This window comes from Citreimonas sp. (assembly GCF_042096055.1).
GTDB lineage: Bacteria > Pseudomonadota > Alphaproteobacteria > Rhodobacterales > Rhodobacteraceae > Citreimonas.
The window spans coordinates 1-17,194 of record NZ_JBELMH010000050.1; the positions used below are offsets into that span (position 1 = coordinate 1).

Below are 17,194 nucleotides of genomic sequence, written 5' to 3' on the forward strand. Positions count from 1 at the left end.
ATGAGCCTGCAACTGCTTGCGCACTACACGTCCTTCGACCAGTCGCAATTCGACGACCACGCGGAATCGCGCGGCCAGGCGGGGCTGACCCTGCTGCAGCGCTGGAAGGCCGACGACGGCAGCCAGTGGGCGCTGTTCTCGGTCAACGACCAGGGCAAGGCCGCCGATTGGCTGGACCGCGAGGGCGCGCTGGATCACGGGCCTTCTGCGCATCACTTCCTGCGGACCGTGTAGGATGACGCGCCCGGCGGGAAGGCCAAGCGAGGGCTATCGCCGCGCGATCGCCGCGCGCCGCGCCTTTTCGCTGCCGGGCTACGTGACGCTGGCGCAGGCGGGGTTCGACGGCGACTACGTCAGCCCGATCCAGATCGAGGCGGGCAACCTGACCGGGCCGATGCTGATCTCGAAGGACTGGCTGGACGCGCCGTCGGCCCGCGCCAACCGCGCCGAACTGGAGCGTCGCGGCACCCTGCCCGGAATCGTCTACAACCGCGTGATCGACCGCGTGCTGGCGCTGCTGGGGCTTAGCCGGTCCGACATCTACATCACGCCGGTCTTCCACCTGCTGGTGCCGCGCCGGTCGAGTCCGATCCCGGCCGCCCATGCGCGCGCCTGCTTCGACGCGGTGGGCCGGCACGAATTGCTGGGCCGCCGCCCCGTGGCACTTGGTCACGACGCGGCGCGCGTCCTGCAACATTTCGCCATCCCGCACGTTGCGACGATCCACCCCTCGCGCCGGGGCCTCGGCCTCGAGGCTCGCGCGGCGCGCATCGCCCACGCAATGGAGGCAGCATGACCCATCAACCCGTCCACATCCCCGACGGCGCACCCGACCTGAAGGTGATGAAGGAGGCCAGCCGCGCGGGCCTGAAATACCGCCTGCTGATCGACGCCGACGGCGGTCCCAGCAGCGACCTGTGCCAGGGCCTGTTCTACATCGAGGACGGCCACGCGGAATCGCCGCATCACCACGACATCCCCGAGACGATCCACGTGATCGAGGGCAAGGGCTTTGCCATCCTCGGCGACAAACGCCAGCCGCTGTCGCCCGGCGACGCGCTGTTCATTCCCGCGGGCCTCGTCCACGGCTTTGAGGCGCCCGAGGCCATGACGCTGCTGTTCAGCTTCCCGGTCGACCGCTTCGCCGACGTGGCCTATCACGACGCGGACCAGACATGACCACCGAACTTACCGTCCTGACGCTGGCGGGCCTGCTGCAGGTCCTGCAATTCGCGGCGATGTCGATCCCCGCGAACCTCGAACTCGGCCCCGGCAAGACGATGGGCCCGCGCGACCGCGCGCGGCTGGGCGGCGCGCTCGAGGACCAGGTTAGCGTGGGGACGGCGCGGCTGTACCGCGCGCTCAACAACCACTTCGAAGGCCTGATCCTGTTCACGCTGGCCGTCGTGGTGGTGACGCTGGGCGGCGCCGCAAGCCCGCTGACCGCCGCCTGCGCCTGGATCTACCTGATCGCGCGCGTGGCCTACGTGCCCGCCTACTGGCTGGGCCTGACGCCCTGGCGGTCTATCATCTGGGTCGTGGGTTTTGCTGCCACGGTGCTGATGCTGCTGGCCGCGCTGTTTTCCGGGGCCGGCGCATGACCGTGCCCTGCCCCGCGCCCCGTTTCCGCTTCGCCGCATGCGCGCCCGTTGCATGCCCCGCGCGCGCATGGGATGAGCCCCCGCAGCGCTAATTCCGATTTTCGACAGGAGATCCCCATGGCCTCATACGACGTCATCGTCATCGGTTCCGGCCCCGGCGGCTACGTGGCCGCCATCCGCTGCGCCCAGCTGGGCCTCAAGACCGCCTGCGTCGAGGGGCGCGACACGCTGGGCGGCACCTGCCTGAACGTGGGCTGCATCCCCTCGAAGGCGATGCTGCACGCCACGCACCAGCTGCACGAGGCGCAGCACAACTTCGAGAAGATGGGCCTGAAGGTCGGCAGCCCCAAGGTCGACTGGTCGCAGATGCTGACCTACAAGCAGGAGACCATCGACACCAACACCAAGGGCATCGAGTTCCTGTTCAAGAAGAACAAGATCGACTGGCTCAAGGGCTGGGGCTCGATCCCCGAGGCGGGCAAGGTCAAGGTCGGCGACGAGGTCTATGACGCGAAGAACATCATCGTGGCGTCCGGCTCCGAGCCCAGCAGCCTGCCCGGCGTCGAGATCGACGAGAAGGTGGTCGTCAGCTCGACCGGCGCGCTGGAGCTGGGCAAGATCCCCAAGAAGATGGTGGTGATCGGCGCAGGCGTCATCGGACTGGAACTGGGCAGCGTCTATGCGCGGCTTGGTGCCGAGGTGCAGGTGCTGGAATTCCTCGACACCGTGACGCCGACGATGGACGCCGAGGTGCAGAAGACCTTCCAGAAGATCCTCAAGAAGCAGGGGCTGAACTTCACGCTGGGCGCGGCCGTGCAGGGCGTCGAGGCCGCCAAGGGCAAGGCCACTGTCACCTACAAGCTGCGCAAGGACGACAGCGAGCACAGTCTCGACGCGGACGTGGTGCTGGTTTCGACCGGCCGCAAGCCGTTCACCGACGGGCTGGGCCTCGAGGCGCTGGGGGTCGAGATGTCGGACCGCGGCATGATCAAGACCGACGACCAGTGGCGCACCAACGTGAAGGGCATCTACGCCATCGGCGACGCGGTCGCGGGCCCGATGCTGGCGCACAAGGCCGAGGACGAGGGCATGGCCGCCGCCGAAGTGATCGCCGGCAAGCACGGCCACGTGAACTACGGCGTGATCCCCAGCGTGATCTACACCCACCCCGAGGTCGCCGCCGTCGGCAAGACCGAGGAGGAGCTGAAGAAGGAAGGCCGCGCCTACAAGGCCGGCAAGTTCAGCTTCATGGGCAACGGCCGCGCCAAGGCCAACTTCGCCGCCGACGGCTTCGTCAAGATCCTGGCCGACAAGGAAACCGACCGGATCCTCGGCGCGCACATCATCGGGCCGATGGCCGGCGACCTGATCCACGAGATCTGCGTCGCGATGGAGTTCGGCGCGGCGGCCGAGGACGTGGCGCTGACCTGCCACGCGCACCCGACCTATTCCGAGGCCGTGCGCGAGGCGGCGCTCGCCTGCGGCGACGGCGCGATCCACGCCTGACCACGAAAGCGGCCCGCCGCGGGCGGGCCGTCCTTTCGCGCTTCTTTGGTCCTCAAATATCCCGGGGTGAATTGGGCCGCAGGCCCAAGAGGGGCAGAGCCCCTCCCCCGTCCCCGCCCTAGCGCGCGTCCGGGCGGAAGCCGGCCTCGGCCATCAGCGCGTCGGAACTGGCCTCGATCTCGGATTCGAGGCGCAACAGGAAGGTCTTCTTGTCCAGTCCCGGCGGGATCTCGGGCAGGAACTCGACCACAGCGGTGCCGGGCTTGCGCAGGATGCCGCGGCGTGGCCAGAACAGGCCCACGTTGGTGCCCGCGGGCACGCAGGGCTGACCCAGCGCGCCCATCTGCTGATAAAGCGCCGACGTGCCCACCTTGTAGGGCGCCTTGACGCCCGGGGCGACGCGCGTGCCCTGCGCGTAGATGATCAGCTGGCCGGGCTCGGCCGCGCCGCGCGCCACGTCCTCGGACATCTTGCGGATCGCCTGGCCGCGCTTGCCGCGATCGACCGGCACGCAGCCGATGCGCAGCGCGTATTGGCCGATCACGGGGGCGTACATCAGCTCGCGCTTCATGATGAACTTGCCGGCGGGCACGGCGCCGAAGATCAGGATGATGTCGAGAAAGCTCTGGTGCTTGGCGGCGATCAGCACCTCGCCCGCGGGGGGCGTGCCGCGGACCTCGGTGCGCAGGCCGACCATCCAGGACGCGGTCCAGCGCACCCAGCGGCAGAAGTTCAGGCACGCCGAACGCGCACCCCGGCGCGAGACCAGCGCCCAGGGCAGGAAGACGATGCCCAGCACCGCCATCGCGACGTACATCTGGATCACGAAGACCAGCGACCGCAGCCATTGCACCATCAGCTCAACCCTCCAAGGACGCGCCGCGCGGCGCTGCGCGTCGCCGCCCAGGCGACCAGCGCGGCGAGCGGCGGAAACAGGACCGGCAGCGCCCAGTGCCAGCCGGCAAAGCGCAGGTCGGTCAGGAACCCGCCGGCCTCGCCGCCCGAGGGCATCAGCGCCACCGCGACGACGCCCAGCACCGTGCCCACCGCAGCACCGGTCAGCGTCCGCAGGGTGAAGCGGCGCACGAAGGCGCCGGCGATGTAGGCGTCGGTGGCGCCGACCAGCCGCAGCACGGCGATCACCTGCGCGTTGGCGGCCAGTGCGGCGCGCGCGGCCAGCGTGACCATCGCCGCGGTGACCGCGCCGATCAGCGCGATCGCGGCCCAGCCCAGCAGGCGCAGGCGCGAGGCGGCCTCGATCAGCGGACGGCGCCAGCGGTCGTGGGTGTCGAGCACGGCGCCCGGCACCTCGGCCTGCAGGCGCAGGCGCAGCCCGTCCGGGTCGAACCCGTCGGCGGTTTCCTCGATCGCGATCAGGCGCGGCACCGGCAGGTCGTCGACCGGCAGGTCGGGGCCGAACCACGGCTCGAGCAGGGCGCGCTGTTCATCGTCGTCGAGCGCGCGGGCCGAGGCGATGCCGGGCGTCTGCTGCAGCAGGGTGAGCGCGGTGCGCGTCTGGTCGGCCATCTGCCCCTCGGGCGCCGAGATGCGCAGCGTGGCGCTGCGGGCCAGCGCGGCATCCCATTCCTCGGCCAGCCGCCCGGCGGCCAGCGCCAGCGCCAGCGTGAACACGGCGAGGAGAGCCATCGCGGCGGCAGTGAACAGCACCAGCGACGCGGTGAAGCCCGAGGGCGGCACCACCCGGTCGGCGCCGGGATCGGCGCGCAGGGCGTTGCGCGGGCTCACAGGTCGGCCCCCGCGGCCTGCAGCGTGCCGCCGGACAGGCGCAGCACGCGCGCCTGCACCTGCGCCTTGGCGGCGCGGATCAGCATCAGGTCGTGGGTGGCGATCATCACGGTCTTGCCCATGCCGTTGAGCGCGATCAGCAGGTGCAGCAGGCGCTGCGACATCTCCCAGTCGACGTTGCCGGTGGGCTCGTCCGCCAGGATCACCTCGGGCGACAGGATCAGCGCGCGGGCAAGTGCGGCCCGCTGACGCTCGCCCCCCGACAGTTCCGGCGGGAAGGCATGCGCGCGCGCGCCGAGGCCGACCCAGGCCAGCAGGTCGTCGAGGTTGCCCTGCTGGTCCTCCATCACCTGCCCCGAGACCGTGAGCGGCAGGGCGATGTTCTCGATCACCGGCAGGTGGTCGAGGAACCGGCAATCCTGGTGCACCACGCCGATGCGGCGGCGGGCCAGCGCGATGCCGTCGCGCGGCAGCGTGGCGAGGTCCTCGCCGAACAGGTGCATCTGCCCGGCGGTGGGCTTGAGCGCGCCGTAGCACAGTTTGAGGAACGTGGTCTTGCCCGCGCCCGACGGCCCGGTGAGGAAGTGGAACGATCCCGGCGCCAGCGTCAGCGTCAGGTCGCGCAGCAACGGCGCGTCGCCCTTGGCGCCGTAGCTGTAGGCCACGTTGTCCAGCTCGATCACGTTCGCCCGCCCCGCCGTTCCGGTGGCACTGTCATGCCGCAGCGTGGTCCGGGTTGCAATCCGGCCACGCCGCGGAAACGGGGGTTTTCCCGCCTTCCGCCGCAGCGTATCGTGCCGCGAAACCGCAGCGTTGGAGGCGGTCTTGGAGACGGCGACGTGAGCAAAATCCGGCTGGTCTGTCCGCAATGCGGGGCGCGCTACGACGTCCCGCCCGAGGTCATTCCCCCCGAGGGGCGCGACGTGCAATGCTCGCATTGCACGCATACCTGGTTCCAGCGGGCCGAGACCGTGCAGCCGGCGCCGCAACCGCGCGAGGCCGCCGCGCCGATGGCGCAGGTCGCGCCAGCCGAACGCGAGGACTCCGAGACGGTCTGGCCCGGCACCGAAGAGGCTCGGGCAGACGCCGATCGTGCCGCACCGGTCGCGGACGACGACGATACCGACGAGGACGATCCGGTCTGGCCCGGCACCGTTCCGGCGGCGACGGGCGCGCCCGAACCCGCGCCGGTCCAGCCGCGCAGCCTGCCGCCCGAGGTGACCGAGGTCTTCCGCCAGGAGCGCGAGCACGAGGCGCGGCAGCGCGCGCAGTCCGCCCCGATCGAAAGCCAGCCCGACCTCGGCCTGACCGAGCCGCCCAACGACGCCGAGGCGCGCCGCGCCCGCGCCGCGCGCGAGCGGATGGCCTTCGTGCGCGAGGCCGAGACGCCCGCCACGCCGCCGCCTGCCTTCGTCTCGACCGGGCCGACGGGCTCGCGCCGCGACCTGCTGCCGGATGTCGAGGAGATCCGTGAGACGCTGCGCGGCAGCGACCGCCACGCCCGCCCCGAGCGGCCCGCGCGCCCCGGCAGGCCCGAGCGTCCCGAACCGCAGCCCGAGCCGCGCGAAAGCGGCCGTGGCGGGTTCCTGCGCGGCTTCGTGCTGGCGGTCACCGTCGGCGCGATAGCCGCCGCCATCTACGTCTCGGCGCCGCAGATCATCGCGCAGCAGCCGCAGGCCGCCGCCCTGCTGACGCCGTATGTCGAGGCGGTGGACAACGCGCGGCTTTGGCTGGACGGCGCCGGTGCGGATATCCGCGCCGCGCTGGGTGCCCTCGCCTCCTGACCGCGCGGATTTTCACCCATGCCCGGGGGCCGTGCATTGCCGCCGCCGCGCGCGCGTGGCTTACTGATCGCAACGAGTGCCGAAAGGAGAGATTTCCATGGACGGAGCGCTGACGCAGAACGACCTGAGCCACGTGGTGGATGCCGACAAGGCGCATGTCTGGCACCACCTGATCCAGCACAAGCCCTTCGAGACGACCGACCCCAACATCATCGTCGAGGGCAAGGGGATGCGCGTCTGGAACCAGACCGGCAAGGAGCATCTCGATGCCGTGTCAGGCGGCGTCTGGACCGTGAACGTGGGCTACGGCCGCGAGCGGATCGCCAAGGCGGTCTACAACCAGCTGATCAAGCTGAACTATTTCGCCGGTGCCGCGGGTTCGGTGCCCGGCGCGCTGTTCGCCGAGAAGCTGATCTCGAAGATGCCCGGGCAATCGCGCGTGTACTACTGCAACTCGGGGTCCGAGGCGAACGAGAAGGCGTTCAAGATGGTCCGCCAGATCGCGCACAAGCGCTACGGCGGGAAAAAGCACAAGATCCTGTTCCGCGACCGCGACTATCACGGCACCACGATTGGCTGCCTGTCGGCCGGCGGCCAGGACGAGCGGAACGCGCAGTACGGCCCCTTCGCGCCGGGCTTCGTGCGAGTGCCGCATTGCCTGGAGTACCGCAAGCACGAACAGGACGGCGCGCCGCAGGACAATTACGGCGAATGGGCCGCGGACCAGATCGAGAAGGTGATCCTGGCCGAGGGGCCGGACACGGTGGGGGCGCTCTGCCTCGAGCCGGTGACGGCGGGCGGCGGCGTGATCGCGGCGCCCGACGGCTATTGGCCGCGCGTGCAGGAGATCTGCCGCAAGTACGACATCCTGCTGCACATCGACGAGGTCGTCTGCGGCGTGGGCCGGACGGGCACGCACTGGTTCGGCTACCAGCATTACGGCATCCAGCCCGACATGGTGACGATGGCCAAGGGCGTCGCCTCGGGCTATGCGGCGATCGCGTGCCTGACCACGACGGAAGCGGTCTTCGACATGTTCAAGGACGACGCCGACGACCCGATGAACTACTTCCGCGACATCTCGACCTTCGGAGGCTGCACCGCGGGCCCGGCGGCTGCGCTCGAGAACATGGCGATCATCGAGGACGAGGGCCTGCTGGAGAACACGACCGAGATGGGCACGTACATGACGGACAAGCTGCACGCGCTGGCCGACAAGCACGCGGTGATCGGCGACGTGCGCGGCAAGGGCCTGTTCCTGGGCGCCGAGCTGGTGAAGGACCGCGAGACGCGCGAGCCGGTCGAGGAGGCACGCGTCAAGGCGGTGGTGGCCGACTGCATGAAGCAGGGCGTCATCATCGGTGCAACCAACCGATCGCTTCCCGGCAAGAACAACACGCTGTGCTATTCTCCTGCGCTGATCGCGACGAAGGACGACATCGACCAGATCGTCGATGCCACCGACGCGGCGCTGGGCCGGGTTTTCGGCTGAACGGTGCGGGAGCGCGTCCCGGCGCGCTCCCCTCGCCGCCAAATGTTAACGGAATAGCAAAACATCGCGGTCACAACCGGCTGGTGGCGCGGCGTCGCGTCGCCTGAACAGGGGAAGTCCGTGCCCGCGAAGTATCCAAGCTATCCCTACGCCGAAGTGATCGCCTGCGATTTCGACGACGCCCAGATCGCGGACACCGTCGACGACCTGCTGTCGCAGAACAAGGCCGTGAACGTGAGCGACGGCAAGCCGCTGGACGGGCTGTGCCGGGCGCTGAACGTGGACTTGGAGTATTCGCCGCCACCCTACGACCTGGTGCTGGACGTGCCGCTGGATCGCAAGGCGGTCATCTGGCTTCCGCGCGACGGCAAGCTGCGGCATGACCGCATGGCGACCGCGATCGCCATCGGCCACTGGATCCTGCACGTGCCCGTCACGCGCGAGGCCTTTCCCCGGCACGGTGTGCAGGCCGTCCGCCGACCCTCGGACCCGAAGGCGCTAATCGAGGCCCGGCATTTCGCCTTCGCCCTGCTGATGCCCGAGCCGCAGTTCCGCAACCTCTGGTACGAAGGCAAGGCCAGCCTCGTCGCCGAAGCCCTGTGCGTGCCGACGCAGGCCGCCTACGAGCGGGCCAAGCTGCTGGACCTGCATGCGGACGAGTCGGGGCACAAGTTCGAGTGGAAGGAACGCCCGCAGATCGCCACCGGCTTCTAGGGCAGCAGGCGCCCTTCCATCGCTCGCCCGGCGTCCGGCCTCATTCGCCGGGCTGGCTGGCGGGGCCGTATTCGCGCTCGGCCTCGTCGCCCTTCAGCAGTTCCTCGGGCGTGGGGCGCTTGCCGACGGTGATGTAGTCGATGTCCTCGTTGCGCAGGCCGATGACCAGCGCGGGGATCATCAGGAAAACCAGGCAGAAGATCGGCAGGCCGACCACGGTGATGACCTGCTGCAGCGCGGTCAGGCCCGCCTGGCCGGCCAGCATGATCAGAAGCGCCGCGATCGTGCCCTCGGCGATGCCCCAGAACAGGCGCTGCTGGACAGGGCCGGCATGCGCCTCGCCCGTGCAGAGCATGTCCACCACCAGCGACGCGCTGTCCGACGAGGTGGCGAAGAAGATCGCCACGATCAGCACCGCGAAGCCCTGCAGGAAGGTCGTGAAGGGGAAGTTCTCGAGGAAGGCGAACATCGCAAGCGGGATCGAGTCCGCGACCGCCTGGCTGAGCTGGCCCGCGGCCTCGCCCATCTGCTCGCGGGCGCCGGCGCCGATGCCGTCGAAGGCCATCGCCTGCCAGCCGAAGATGCCGAACCAGACCAGCGTGAACAGCGACGGCGCGAAGAGCACGCCCAGCACGAATTCGCGGATCGTGCGCCCCTTCGAGATGCGGGCGACGAACAGGCCCATGAAGGGCGACCACGTCACCGTCCACGCCCAGTAGAAGACCGTCCAGTTGCCCTGCCAGCCCCAGTCGTCGCCCCCGGGCGTGACGTTGGCCAGCATGTCGTTCCAGAACGCCAGGCGCGGCAGGTTCGACAGGTAGAGGCCAGCGGTCTCCACGATCCCGCGCAGCAAGAGCAGGGTCGAGCCGGCGATCAGCACGAAGACCATCAGCGCCACGGCCATGCCGATGTTGAGGTTCGACAGGAACTTCACCCCGGAATCGAGACCGGCGACGATCGAGGTCACGGCCACGGCGGTCAGCGCCGCCACGATCAGGATCTGCACGAAGGCGCCGGTGCCCACGCCGAAGAGCTCGTCGAGGCCGGCGGCGATCTGCGAGGCGCCGAGGCCCAGCGACACCGCGACGCCGAACAACGTGCCGAGGATGGCGACCACGTCGATCGTCTTGCCCCAGGGGCCGTAGATGCGGTCGTGCAGCAGCGGGTAGAAGACCGAGCTCACCCGCACCGGCAGGCGATAGCGGTAGATGAAATAGGCGAAGGCCAGGCCGGGCAGCGTGAAGATCGTCCAGGTGTGCAGCCCGAGGTGGTAGAGCGAGATGCTGATCGCGTCCTGCGCGGCCTCGGGGGAATGCGGCTCGACCCCCGGCAGGGGCGGCGTGGCGAAGTGGCTCATGGGTTCGGCCACGCCCCAGAACATCAGCACCGTGCCGATGCCGCCGGCGAACAGCATGGTGAACCACGACACCGACGAATAGTCGGGTTTCGAATCGCGCCCGCCCAGCCGGATATGGCCGTAGCGGCTGGCCGCGATCCACAGAAGGAAACCCAGCCAGATGTTGACGCCGGCGATGAAGAACCAGCCGAGGTTGGACACGATCCATTCGCGGCCCGCGCCGAAGGCGTTGCCGATCGGGTCGGGCGCGATGATCAGGGCCAGGGCGAAGACCACCATGAAGGCCGCGGCCGAGAAGAAGATCACCGGATCCGTCTTCAGTCCGAGGCGGTTGGCGAGCCGGTCCAGGTCCATGGCGTGTCCTTTTCTGGGCGATGCCCGTGGCATCGGTGTCGGGATGCCCGGCGGTCTGGCCTTCAGCTTCAACCGGGTCACCATTTGCAACCAACGGTGGAAGACGGCGGTTCCTTGGAACGCGCAACATCCTGGAAAAAAACGAAAAGGGCCGCCCGAGGGCGACCCTTTCCATGGGCGCGGCGGCAGGCCGGCGCCCGGATATCGCGGCGTCGGCCGCGGGATCGTCAGCCGTTCACGCTGTCCTTGAGCGCCTTGGCGACGGTCACCTTGACCTGCTTGTCGGCCTCTTTCTTGAACTGCTCGCCGGTGGCGGGGTTGCGCACCATGCGCTCGGGGCGCTCGCGGCAGTAGATCTTGCCCACGCCGGGGAGGGTCACGGCGCCGCCGTTCGACACTTCCTCGGTGATCAGGCCGGTCAGCGCGTCCAGCGCCGCGCCCGCGGTCTTCTTGTCGGTGTCCATCTTGTCCGCCAGTGCGGCCACAAGCTGGGTCTTCGTCATCGGCTTCGCCATTTCAATGGTCTCCTTCACTGCCCGTCCCTATGGGCTCTGGTCCGGATTAAAACCGGATGTAGCGGGAAAACACAACAACTCGTGTCTTCGATGGTGCATCTTATGTGCATTTTGCGCCAAAAACCGCGCGTTACAGAAAGGCCGTTTCCTCGAAACTGCGCAACTTGCGGCTGTGGATCCGCTCCAGCGGCATCTCGCGGATGTGCTCCATGGCGCGAATCCCGATCATCAGGTGGCGTCCGACCTGCGTGCGATAGAAATCCGACGCCATCCCCGGCAGCTTGAGCTCGCCGTGCAGGGGCTTGTCGGACACGCACAGCAGCGTGCCATACGGCACGCGGAAGCGGAAGCCGTTCGCCGCGATCGTGGCGCTTTCCATGTCGAGCGCGATGGCGCGCGACTGCGACAGGCGCTGGACCGGGCCGCGCTGGTCGCGCAACTCCCAGTTGCGGTTGTCGACGCTGGCGACGGTCCCGGTGCGCATCACGCGCTTGAGGTCGTAGCCCGACAGCTGCGTCTCCTTCTCGACGGCCTGTTCCAGCGCGATCTGGATCTCGGCCAGCGGCGGGATCGGCACCCAGACCGGCAGGTCGTCGTCGAGCACGCGATCCTCGCGCAGATAGGCGTGGGCCAGCACGAAATCGCCCAGTGACTGCGAGTTGCGCAGCCCCGCGCAGTGGCCGACCATCAGCCAGGCATGCGGGCGCAGCACGGCGATGTGGTCGGTCGCCGTCTTGGCGTTGCTGGGGCCGACGCCGATGTTGACCAGGGTGATCCCCTGCCCGCCCTCGCGCTTGAGGTGGTAGGTCGGCATCTGCGGCATCCGCGGCGAGGCGGGCAGCGGCTGGTCGGGGCCGGTGATCTCGGCGTTCCCGGTGGACACGAAGCTGGTGTAGCCGCTTTCGGGATCGGCCAGCATGGTGCGGGCGAAGGTCTCGAACTCGGAGACGTAGAACTGGTAGTTGGTGAACAGCACGTGGTTCTGGAAGTGCTCGGGGTCGGTGGCCGTGTAGTGCGCCAGCCGCGCCAGCGAGTAGTCCACCCGCTGCGCCGAGAACAGCGCCAGAGGCTCGGCCCCGGCGGCGTCGGGCTGCGCCACGCCGTTGACGATGTCGTCGTTGGTGGTGTTGAGGTCGGGCACGTCGAAGACGTCGCGCAGGATGAAATTCGCGGCCCCCTCCTGCGGGACGCTGATGTCGGGAAAGTTCGCCACGGCGAAATGCACCGGCATCGGCGTGGCCGAGGGGCCGATCTGCACCGTCACGCCGTGGTTGTTGATCAGCAGGCCGATCTGCTGGGTCAGGTACCGCTCGAACAGCGCGGGGCGGGTCACGGTGGTGAAGTACGTGCCCGGCCCCGCCACGTGGCCGAAGCTGAGCCGGCTGTCGACCTGCACGTGGCTTTGCGTGACCAGCCGGATCTCGGGGTAGAAGGCGCGGTAACGCAGGCCGGGATCGCCGCTGGCCAGCGTCTCGACGAAGCGGTCGCGCAGGAAGGAGGCCGCGTCGTCGTAGAGCGCGCAGAGGCGTTTCACGGCCGCGCGGGCGTCGTCGAAGGATTCGGCGTCGGGTGTCTGTGGGGTGACGATCTGCGGCACGGCGCCGGGTTCCTGCATGGGCCTCTCCTGGATTTCGGCGCAGGTTGACAGCTTGCCATGACGCGTTCAACCTCGATCACAAGGTCAGAGGTGCTGACATGGATTTAGAGACCGTCGACGCCGCCGTTTTCGGGGCCGGCCTGCGGGGTTTGGGGCTGAACCTGCTGGTCCGCGACGTGCGCGCAGAGGCGGCGCGGCTGGCGGCGGTCTTCGGCATGCAGGCACACCGGGTGTCGGACGATTTCGCCATCATCGGCTACGGGCCGACGCTGTTCCAGCTGCACCACGACCGCACCTTCGCGTCCAATCCCGCTTTCGCGCTGCTGCCCGAGACCCCGCCCCGCGGCGGCGGGATCGAGCTGCGGCTCTATGACAGCGACCCGGACGCGGCGGTGGCCTTGGCCCCCGCTCACGACTTTTCGGTCCTGCAGCCGCCGACGAACAAGCCGCACGGCCTGCGCGAGGCGACGCTGCTGTGTCCCGACGGCTATGCCTGGGTGCCGTCGCGGCCGCTTCAATCCGGGCGGTCGATCGGTTAGGCTGCGCGCATCCTGACCCTGACCGGACGAATGCCATGAACGCCCCCAGCCCGCGCGCCAACCTCGACCACGTCGTCGAACGCACCGACCTTGCCGCCGCCTTCCGCTGGACCGCGCGTCTGAACATGCACGAGGGCGTCGCGAACCATTTCAGCCTGGCTATCGACGAGTCCGGCACGAAATTCCTGATGAACCCCAACCAGATGCATTTCGCGCGCATCAAGGCGTCGGACCTGATCATGGTCGATGCCAACGACCCCGAGACGCTGAACCGCCCCGGCGCGCCCGACCCAACCGCCTGGGGGCTGCATGGCGGGCTGCACCGGCATTGCCCGCATGCGCGCTGCGCGATGCACGTGCATTCGGTCCACGCGACGGTTCTGGCCTGCCTGCAGGACAAGCGCCTGCCGCCGATCGACCAGAACTGCGCGACCTTCTTCAATCGCATCGCGATCGACGAGAATTACGGCGGGCTGGCCTTCGAGGAAGAGGGCGAGCGCTGCGCGCAGCTGCTCGACGATCCGAAGAAGAAGGTGCTGGTGATGGGCAACCACGGTGTGATGGTGATCGGCGACAGCGTCGCGGACACGTTCAACCGCCTGTACTACTTCGAGCGCGCGGCCGAGACCTATATTCGAGCATTGCAGACGGGCCGGCCGCTGTCGGTGCTGTCGGACGAGATCGCCGAGAAGACCGCCCGCGAACTCGAGGAATACCCCGAGCAGGACGCCCGGCACCTGGCCGAGTTGCGCGCGATCCTGGACGCCGAGGGATCGGATTACGCGGCCTGACGTCTGGCGCGGCCGTTACGGCGAGGGGCCCTGCCCCTCGCGCTCACCGGGCTAGTTTCAAGCAGAAGAAGCCCGTGCGCGGGATCGTCCCCGCACGGGCGCGTGGCCTCAGCGCAGGCCGGTTTCTTCCAGCAGGCCGGCGCGCTTGGCCTCGGGGTAGTAGCCCTTGGCGTAGAGGAAGATCGCCTCGTCGGGATCGCCCTCGGACACCAGGTACGCGCCGCGCAGGTATTTCAGCGCGTATTGCAGGTTGACGTCGGCCTGCAGCAGATCCGTCGGCTGGCCCTGGAAGCCCATCGAGCGGGCGGTCGCGGGCAGGATCTGGAGGAGGCCGTAATAGGGCCCGTTGCGGGCTCCGGGGCGGTGAGTGCTTTCGCGGATCGCCAGGCGGTGCACCAGGCTGCGCGGGATCTCGTAGTGGTCGGCCCACTTGTTGATCGACGCGCGCAGCGCGGGCGTCTCGTTGGGGTGGAGGGGTGTCTCCACCATGGACCTCGACACCGTGTCGACCTTGCCCGGCCGTTCGGTGGCGGGGCCATAGGAACAGCCCGCGGTGAGGGCCAGGAGAAGGGTGCAGGCGGCGATGCGTGTCAGCATGCGAACGGCTCCGGTTGTGGCGCGCCATAGCGGTAGACCGAAAGCGCCGCGCCGTGCCACCGCCGCGTGCCGGGCATAGGCGGAGGCTTGCCCACCGGGGGCGGCGATCGGCGGAATAGGCGCCTGTCGGCGGGGTTTGAGGGCGATCTGGCGCGTTTCAACCCCGGGAAAGGCGCGCGAACCATCGCCGAGCGCACGCGCTACGGCCGTGACCCCGGCGCGTGGCGATTCGTTTCTGCGGCGTCCGGGCATTCAGCCGGTGCCGCGCGGATAATCGAAACGCTTGCAAAACGCCGCGCCGGCAGGCACCACAAGGACATGCCCGGCACGCTGCTCTCCCTCGGCCACGGATATTCGGCCCGCGCGCTCGCCCGGCGGCTGCTGCCGCAGGGCTGGACCGTGATCGGCACCACGCGCGACCCGTCGAAGGCCGACCGGCTGCGCGACGAGGGCGTCGAGGCCATCGAGTGGGACCGCGAGGCGATCGCCGAGGCGGTCGGCCGCGCGACGCATGTCCTCGTCTCCGCGGGCCCGGACGAAGACGGTGACCCGTCCCTGCGCATCGCCCGCGATGCGATCGAGGCGCGGATACCGGAGCTGTGGTGGGTCGGCTACCTGTCCACCACCGGCGTCTACGGCGACCACCACGGCGCCTGGGTGGACGAAGCGACGCCGCTGACGCCCGGCACCGACCGCGGCATCGCCCGCGTCGCCGCCGAGGCCGAATGGGGCGCGATCCCGCACCTGCCGCTGCACGTCTTCCGACTGGCGGGCATCTACGGCCCCGGCCGCGGCCCGTTCGCGAAGGTCCGGCGCGGCACCGCGCGGCGCATCGTCAAGCCGGGGCAGGTCTTTTCGCGCATCCACGTGGACGACATCGCGCAGGTGCTCGAGGCGTCGATCCACCACCCGAACCCGGGCGCGGTCTACAACGTCTGCGACGACGATCCGGCCCCGCCGCAGGACGTCATCGCGCATGCCGCGGACCTGCTGGGCGTGCCCCGACCGCCCGAGGTGGCATTCGAGGATGCCGAGATGAGCCCGATGGCGGAAAGCTTCTACGCGGAATCGAAACGCGTCGCGAACGACCGGATCAAGGAAGAGCTGGGCGTGACGCTGATGTACCCCGATTACCGCGCGGGCTTGCGCGCCATGCTCGAGGCGCAGCGCAAGGAGTGACGCGCCTCGCGCTCAGGCGCGGCGGCTCAGCGATTCCACGCCCAGGACCTTCAGCACCTTCGCCTCGATATCCGCGGCGTTCAGGCCCGCCACGGCGTACATGTCGGCGGGGCTCGCCTGGTCGATGAAGATGTCGGGCAGCACCATCGAGCGGTATTTCAGCCCGGAATCGAAAACGCCTTCCTCGGCCAGCAATTGCGCGACGTGGCTGCCGAAGCCGCCGATGGCGCCCTCTTCCACGGTGATGAGCGCCTCGTGCTCGCGCGCGAGACGCAGGATCAGGTCGCGGTCGAGCGGCTTGGCGAAGCGCGCGTCGGCGATGGTCGGGTCGATGCCGCGCGCCTGCAGCGCCTCGGCGGCCTGGCGCACCTCGCGCAGGCGGGTGCCGAAGGACAGCAGCGCGACGCGCGAGCCCTCGTGGATCATCCGACCGCGGCCGATCTCCAGCAGCTGCCCGCGCTCGGGCATCTCGACGCCCTCGCCCTCGCCGCGCGGGTAGCGGAAGGCGATGGGGCCCTCGTCATGCGCGGCGGCGGTGGCGACCATGTGCTTCAGCTCGGCCTCGTCCGCCGCCGCCATGACCACGAAACTCGGCAGGTTCGACAGGTAGGCGACATCGTAGCTGCCGGCATGAGTGGCGCCGTCGGCGCCCACCAACCCCGCGCGGTCGATGGCGAAGCGCACCGGCAGGCGCTGGATCGCCACGTCGTGCACGACCTGATCGTAGCCGCGCTGCAGGAAGGTGGAATAGAGTGCCGCGAAGGGCCGCAGGCCGCCAGCCGCCATGCCGGCGCAGAAGGTCACGGCGTGCTGCTCGGCGATGCCCACGTCGAAGGTGCGGCTGGGATACCGCTCGGCAAAGAGGTCGAGCCCCGTGCCGTCGGGCATCGCGGCGGTCACGGCGCAGATGCGCGGATCGTCGGCGGCCAGGTCCATCAGCGCGCGGGCGAAGACCTTGGTGTAGCCCGGCGCGTTGCTGGGCGCCTTGGTCTGCTCGCCGGTGGCGACGTCGAACTTGGCCCGCGCGTGGCCGCGGTCATGCGCGTGTTCGGCGGCGTGATAGCCCTTGCCCTTCTTCGTGATCGCGTGGATCAGGATCGGCCCCTCGGCGCGCGCCTTCACTGTGCGCAGGACGGGAAGGAGTTGGTCCATGTCGTGCCCGTCGATCGGGCCCACGTAGCTGAAGCCCAGCTCCTCGAACAGCGTGCCGCCGACGGCCATGTGCTTGAAAAGATCCTTGGCGCGCTTGGCGCCTTCGCGGAACGGGCCGGGCAGCATGCTGACGGCGCTTTTCGCGGCGGCCTTGAGATCTTGGAACGGCGCCTCGGCATAGAGCCGGCTCAAGTAGGACGACATCGCGCCGGTGGGCGGCGCGATCGACATCTCGTTGTCGTTGAGGATCACGATCAGCCGCTTGCCCAG

At 69.3% G+C, this 17,194-nt stretch carries 19 protein-coding genes; 11 read left to right on the plus strand and 8 right to left on the minus strand.

What is annotated here, in order from left to right; translation table 11 throughout:
• The 5 genes from ACFDTC_RS11845 to lpdA form a co-directional block, all read left to right on the plus strand.
• A partial coding sequence (locus tag ACFDTC_RS11845; protein WP_375259086.1) for a hypothetical protein occupies positions 1-234 on the plus strand: 234 nt, incomplete at its 5' end.
• A gap of 1 nt (position 235) precedes the next feature.
• A complete protein-coding gene (locus ACFDTC_RS11850; protein WP_375259087.1) occupies positions 236-796 on the plus strand; it encodes a hypothetical protein in 561 nt (186 codons plus the stop codon).
• Positions 793-1,179 (plus strand): cupin domain-containing protein, encoded by a 387-nt coding sequence (locus ACFDTC_RS11855; protein ID WP_375259088.1) that lies wholly within the window; start codon positions 793-795, stop codon positions 1,177-1,179. Before ACFDTC_RS11850 ends, ACFDTC_RS11855 begins: the two co-directional genes overlap by 4 nt.
• Positions 1,176-1,601 carry an MAPEG family protein gene (locus tag ACFDTC_RS11860; protein ID WP_375259089.1) on the plus strand — a complete coding sequence of 142 codons (426 nt, stop codon included), beginning with the start codon at positions 1,176-1,178 and terminating at the stop codon, positions 1,599-1,601. Before ACFDTC_RS11855 ends, ACFDTC_RS11860 begins: the two co-directional genes overlap by 4 nt.
• A gap of 117 nt (positions 1,602-1,718) precedes the next feature.
• A complete protein-coding gene (lpdA, locus tag ACFDTC_RS11865) occupies positions 1,719-3,107 on the plus strand; it encodes a dihydrolipoyl dehydrogenase (RefSeq protein ID WP_375259090.1) in 1,389 nt (462 codons plus the stop codon).
• 118 nt (positions 3,108-3,225) lie between these two features.
• On the opposite strand, the gene ACFDTC_RS11870 is transcribed toward lpdA, so the two are convergent.
• Genes ACFDTC_RS11870 through ACFDTC_RS11880 form a run of 3 tightly spaced genes read right to left on the minus strand, consistent with a single transcriptional unit; the run spans position 3,226 to position 5,536 of the window.
• Positions 3,226-3,963, minus strand: coding sequence for a lysophospholipid acyltransferase family protein (locus ACFDTC_RS11870; RefSeq protein WP_375259091.1), 738 nt, complete (start codon positions 3,961-3,963; stop codon positions 3,226-3,228).
• Entirely contained in the window at positions 3,963-4,853 is an 891-nt protein-coding gene (locus ACFDTC_RS11875; protein ID WP_375259092.1) for a cell division protein FtsX, read from the minus strand. The genes ACFDTC_RS11870 and ACFDTC_RS11875 overlap by 1 nt, the downstream gene beginning before the upstream one ends.
• Positions 4,850-5,536, minus strand: a complete 687-nt coding sequence (locus ACFDTC_RS11880; protein ID WP_375259093.1) for a cell division ATP-binding protein FtsE — start codon at positions 5,534-5,536, stop codon at positions 4,850-4,852. The genes ACFDTC_RS11875 and ACFDTC_RS11880 overlap by 4 nt, the downstream gene beginning before the upstream one ends.
• Before the next feature lie 156 nt (positions 5,537-5,692).
• Between ACFDTC_RS11880 and ACFDTC_RS11885 the strand changes: the two genes are divergently transcribed.
• The 3 genes from ACFDTC_RS11885 to ACFDTC_RS11895 all read left to right on the plus strand — a co-directional run bounded on the left by ACFDTC_RS11885 (position 5,693) and on the right by ACFDTC_RS11895 (position 8,843).
• On the plus strand, positions 5,693-6,637 hold the full coding sequence (locus tag ACFDTC_RS11885; RefSeq protein ID WP_375259094.1) for a zinc-ribbon domain-containing protein: 945 nt from the start codon (positions 5,693-5,695) through the stop codon (positions 6,635-6,637).
• Between the two features lie 97 nt (positions 6,638-6,734).
• Positions 6,735-8,129 (plus strand): aspartate aminotransferase family protein, encoded by a 1,395-nt coding sequence (locus ACFDTC_RS11890; protein ID WP_375259095.1) that lies wholly within the window; start codon positions 6,735-6,737, stop codon positions 8,127-8,129.
• A 120-nt stretch (positions 8,130-8,249) separates the two neighbouring features.
• Positions 8,250-8,843 (plus strand): ImmA/IrrE family metallo-endopeptidase, encoded by a 594-nt coding sequence (locus tag ACFDTC_RS11895; RefSeq protein WP_375259096.1) that lies wholly within the window; start codon positions 8,250-8,252, stop codon positions 8,841-8,843.
• 40 nt (positions 8,844-8,883) lie between these two features.
• Here the strand turns inward: ACFDTC_RS11895 and ACFDTC_RS11900 are convergent, their stop codons facing one another.
• From ACFDTC_RS11900 to ACFDTC_RS11910, 3 genes are all read right to left on the minus strand, one after another.
• The gene (locus ACFDTC_RS11900; RefSeq protein WP_375259097.1) at positions 8,884-10,554 is read right to left on the minus strand and encodes a BCCT family transporter; all 1,671 of its coding nucleotides are present in this window, start codon (positions 10,552-10,554) and stop codon (positions 8,884-8,886) included.
• Positions 10,555-10,781: 227 nt separating this feature from the next.
• Positions 10,782-11,069 (minus strand): HU family DNA-binding protein, encoded by a 288-nt coding sequence (locus ACFDTC_RS11905; RefSeq protein WP_375259098.1) that lies wholly within the window; start codon positions 11,067-11,069, stop codon positions 10,782-10,784.
• Between the two features lie 130 nt (positions 11,070-11,199).
• Positions 11,200-12,684 carry an AMP nucleosidase gene (locus tag ACFDTC_RS11910; protein WP_375259099.1) on the minus strand — a complete coding sequence of 495 codons (1,485 nt, stop codon included), beginning with the start codon at positions 12,682-12,684 and terminating at the stop codon, positions 11,200-11,202.
• A gap of 80 nt (positions 12,685-12,764) precedes the next feature.
• Between ACFDTC_RS11910 and ACFDTC_RS11915 the strand changes: the two genes are divergently transcribed.
• Positions 12,765-13,205: a VOC family protein gene (locus ACFDTC_RS11915; protein ID WP_375259100.1), complete on the plus strand. Its 441-nt coding sequence runs from the start codon at positions 12,765-12,767 to the stop codon at positions 13,203-13,205.
• A gap of 35 nt (positions 13,206-13,240) precedes the next feature.
• A complete protein-coding gene (locus ACFDTC_RS11920; protein ID WP_375259101.1) occupies positions 13,241-13,996 on the plus strand; it encodes a class II aldolase and adducin N-terminal domain-containing protein in 756 nt (251 codons plus the stop codon).
• 108 nt (positions 13,997-14,104) lie between these two features.
• Here the strand turns inward: ACFDTC_RS11920 and ACFDTC_RS11925 are convergent, their stop codons facing one another.
• Positions 14,105-14,593: a transglycosylase SLT domain-containing protein gene (locus ACFDTC_RS11925; protein WP_375259102.1), complete on the minus strand. Its 489-nt coding sequence runs from the start codon at positions 14,591-14,593 to the stop codon at positions 14,105-14,107.
• A 318-nt stretch (positions 14,594-14,911) separates the two neighbouring features.
• On the opposite strand from ACFDTC_RS11925, the gene ACFDTC_RS11930 reads away from it, so the two are divergent.
• A complete protein-coding gene (locus ACFDTC_RS11930; protein ID WP_375259103.1) occupies positions 14,912-15,772 on the plus strand; it encodes an SDR family oxidoreductase in 861 nt (286 codons plus the stop codon).
• A 12-nt stretch (positions 15,773-15,784) separates the two neighbouring features.
• Here the strand turns inward: ACFDTC_RS11930 and dxs are convergent.
• Positions 15,785-17,194, minus strand: a 1,410-nt coding sequence (dxs, locus tag ACFDTC_RS11935; protein WP_375259104.1) for a 1-deoxy-D-xylulose-5-phosphate synthase, incomplete at its 5' end; no start/stop codon positions are given.

Bases quoted from the DNA above. Each gene is read 5' to 3' on its own strand.
- ACFDTC_RS11890 (WP_375259095.1), top strand. From the start codon at position 6,735: ATGGACGGAGCGCTGACGCAGAACGACCTGAGCCACGTGGTGGATGCC.
- ACFDTC_RS11855 (WP_375259088.1), top strand. From the start codon at position 793: ATGACCCATCAACCCGTCCACATCCCCGACGGCGCACCCGACCTGAAG.
- lpdA (WP_375259090.1), top strand. From the start codon at position 1,719: ATGGCCTCATACGACGTCATCGTCATCGGTTCCGGCCCCGGCGGCTAC.
- ACFDTC_RS11930 (WP_375259103.1), top strand. From the start codon at position 14,912: ATGCCCGGCACGCTGCTCTCCCTCGGCCACGGATATTCGGCCCGCGCG.
- ACFDTC_RS11920 (WP_375259101.1), top strand. From the start codon at position 13,241: ATGAACGCCCCCAGCCCGCGCGCCAACCTCGACCACGTCGTCGAACGC.
- ACFDTC_RS11870 (WP_375259091.1), bottom strand. From the start codon at position 3,963: ATGGTGCAATGGCTGCGGTCGCTGGTCTTCGTGATCCAGATGTACGTC.
- ACFDTC_RS11925 (WP_375259102.1), bottom strand. From the start codon at position 14,593: ATGCTGACACGCATCGCCGCCTGCACCCTTCTCCTGGCCCTCACCGCG.
- ACFDTC_RS11900 (WP_375259097.1), bottom strand. From the start codon at position 10,554: ATGGACCTGGACCGGCTCGCCAACCGCCTCGGACTGAAGACGGATCCG.
- ACFDTC_RS11910 (WP_375259099.1), bottom strand. From the start codon at position 12,684: ATGCAGGAACCCGGCGCCGTGCCGCAGATCGTCACCCCACAGACACCC.
- ACFDTC_RS11905 (WP_375259098.1), bottom strand. From the start codon at position 11,069: ATGGCGAAGCCGATGACGAAGACCCAGCTTGTGGCCGCACTGGCGGAC.
- ACFDTC_RS11850 (WP_375259087.1), top strand. From the start codon at position 236: ATGACGCGCCCGGCGGGAAGGCCAAGCGAGGGCTATCGCCGCGCGATC.
- ACFDTC_RS11915 (WP_375259100.1), top strand. From the start codon at position 12,765: ATGGATTTAGAGACCGTCGACGCCGCCGTTTTCGGGGCCGGCCTGCGG.
- ACFDTC_RS11860 (WP_375259089.1), top strand. From the start codon at position 1,176: ATGACCACCGAACTTACCGTCCTGACGCTGGCGGGCCTGCTGCAGGTC.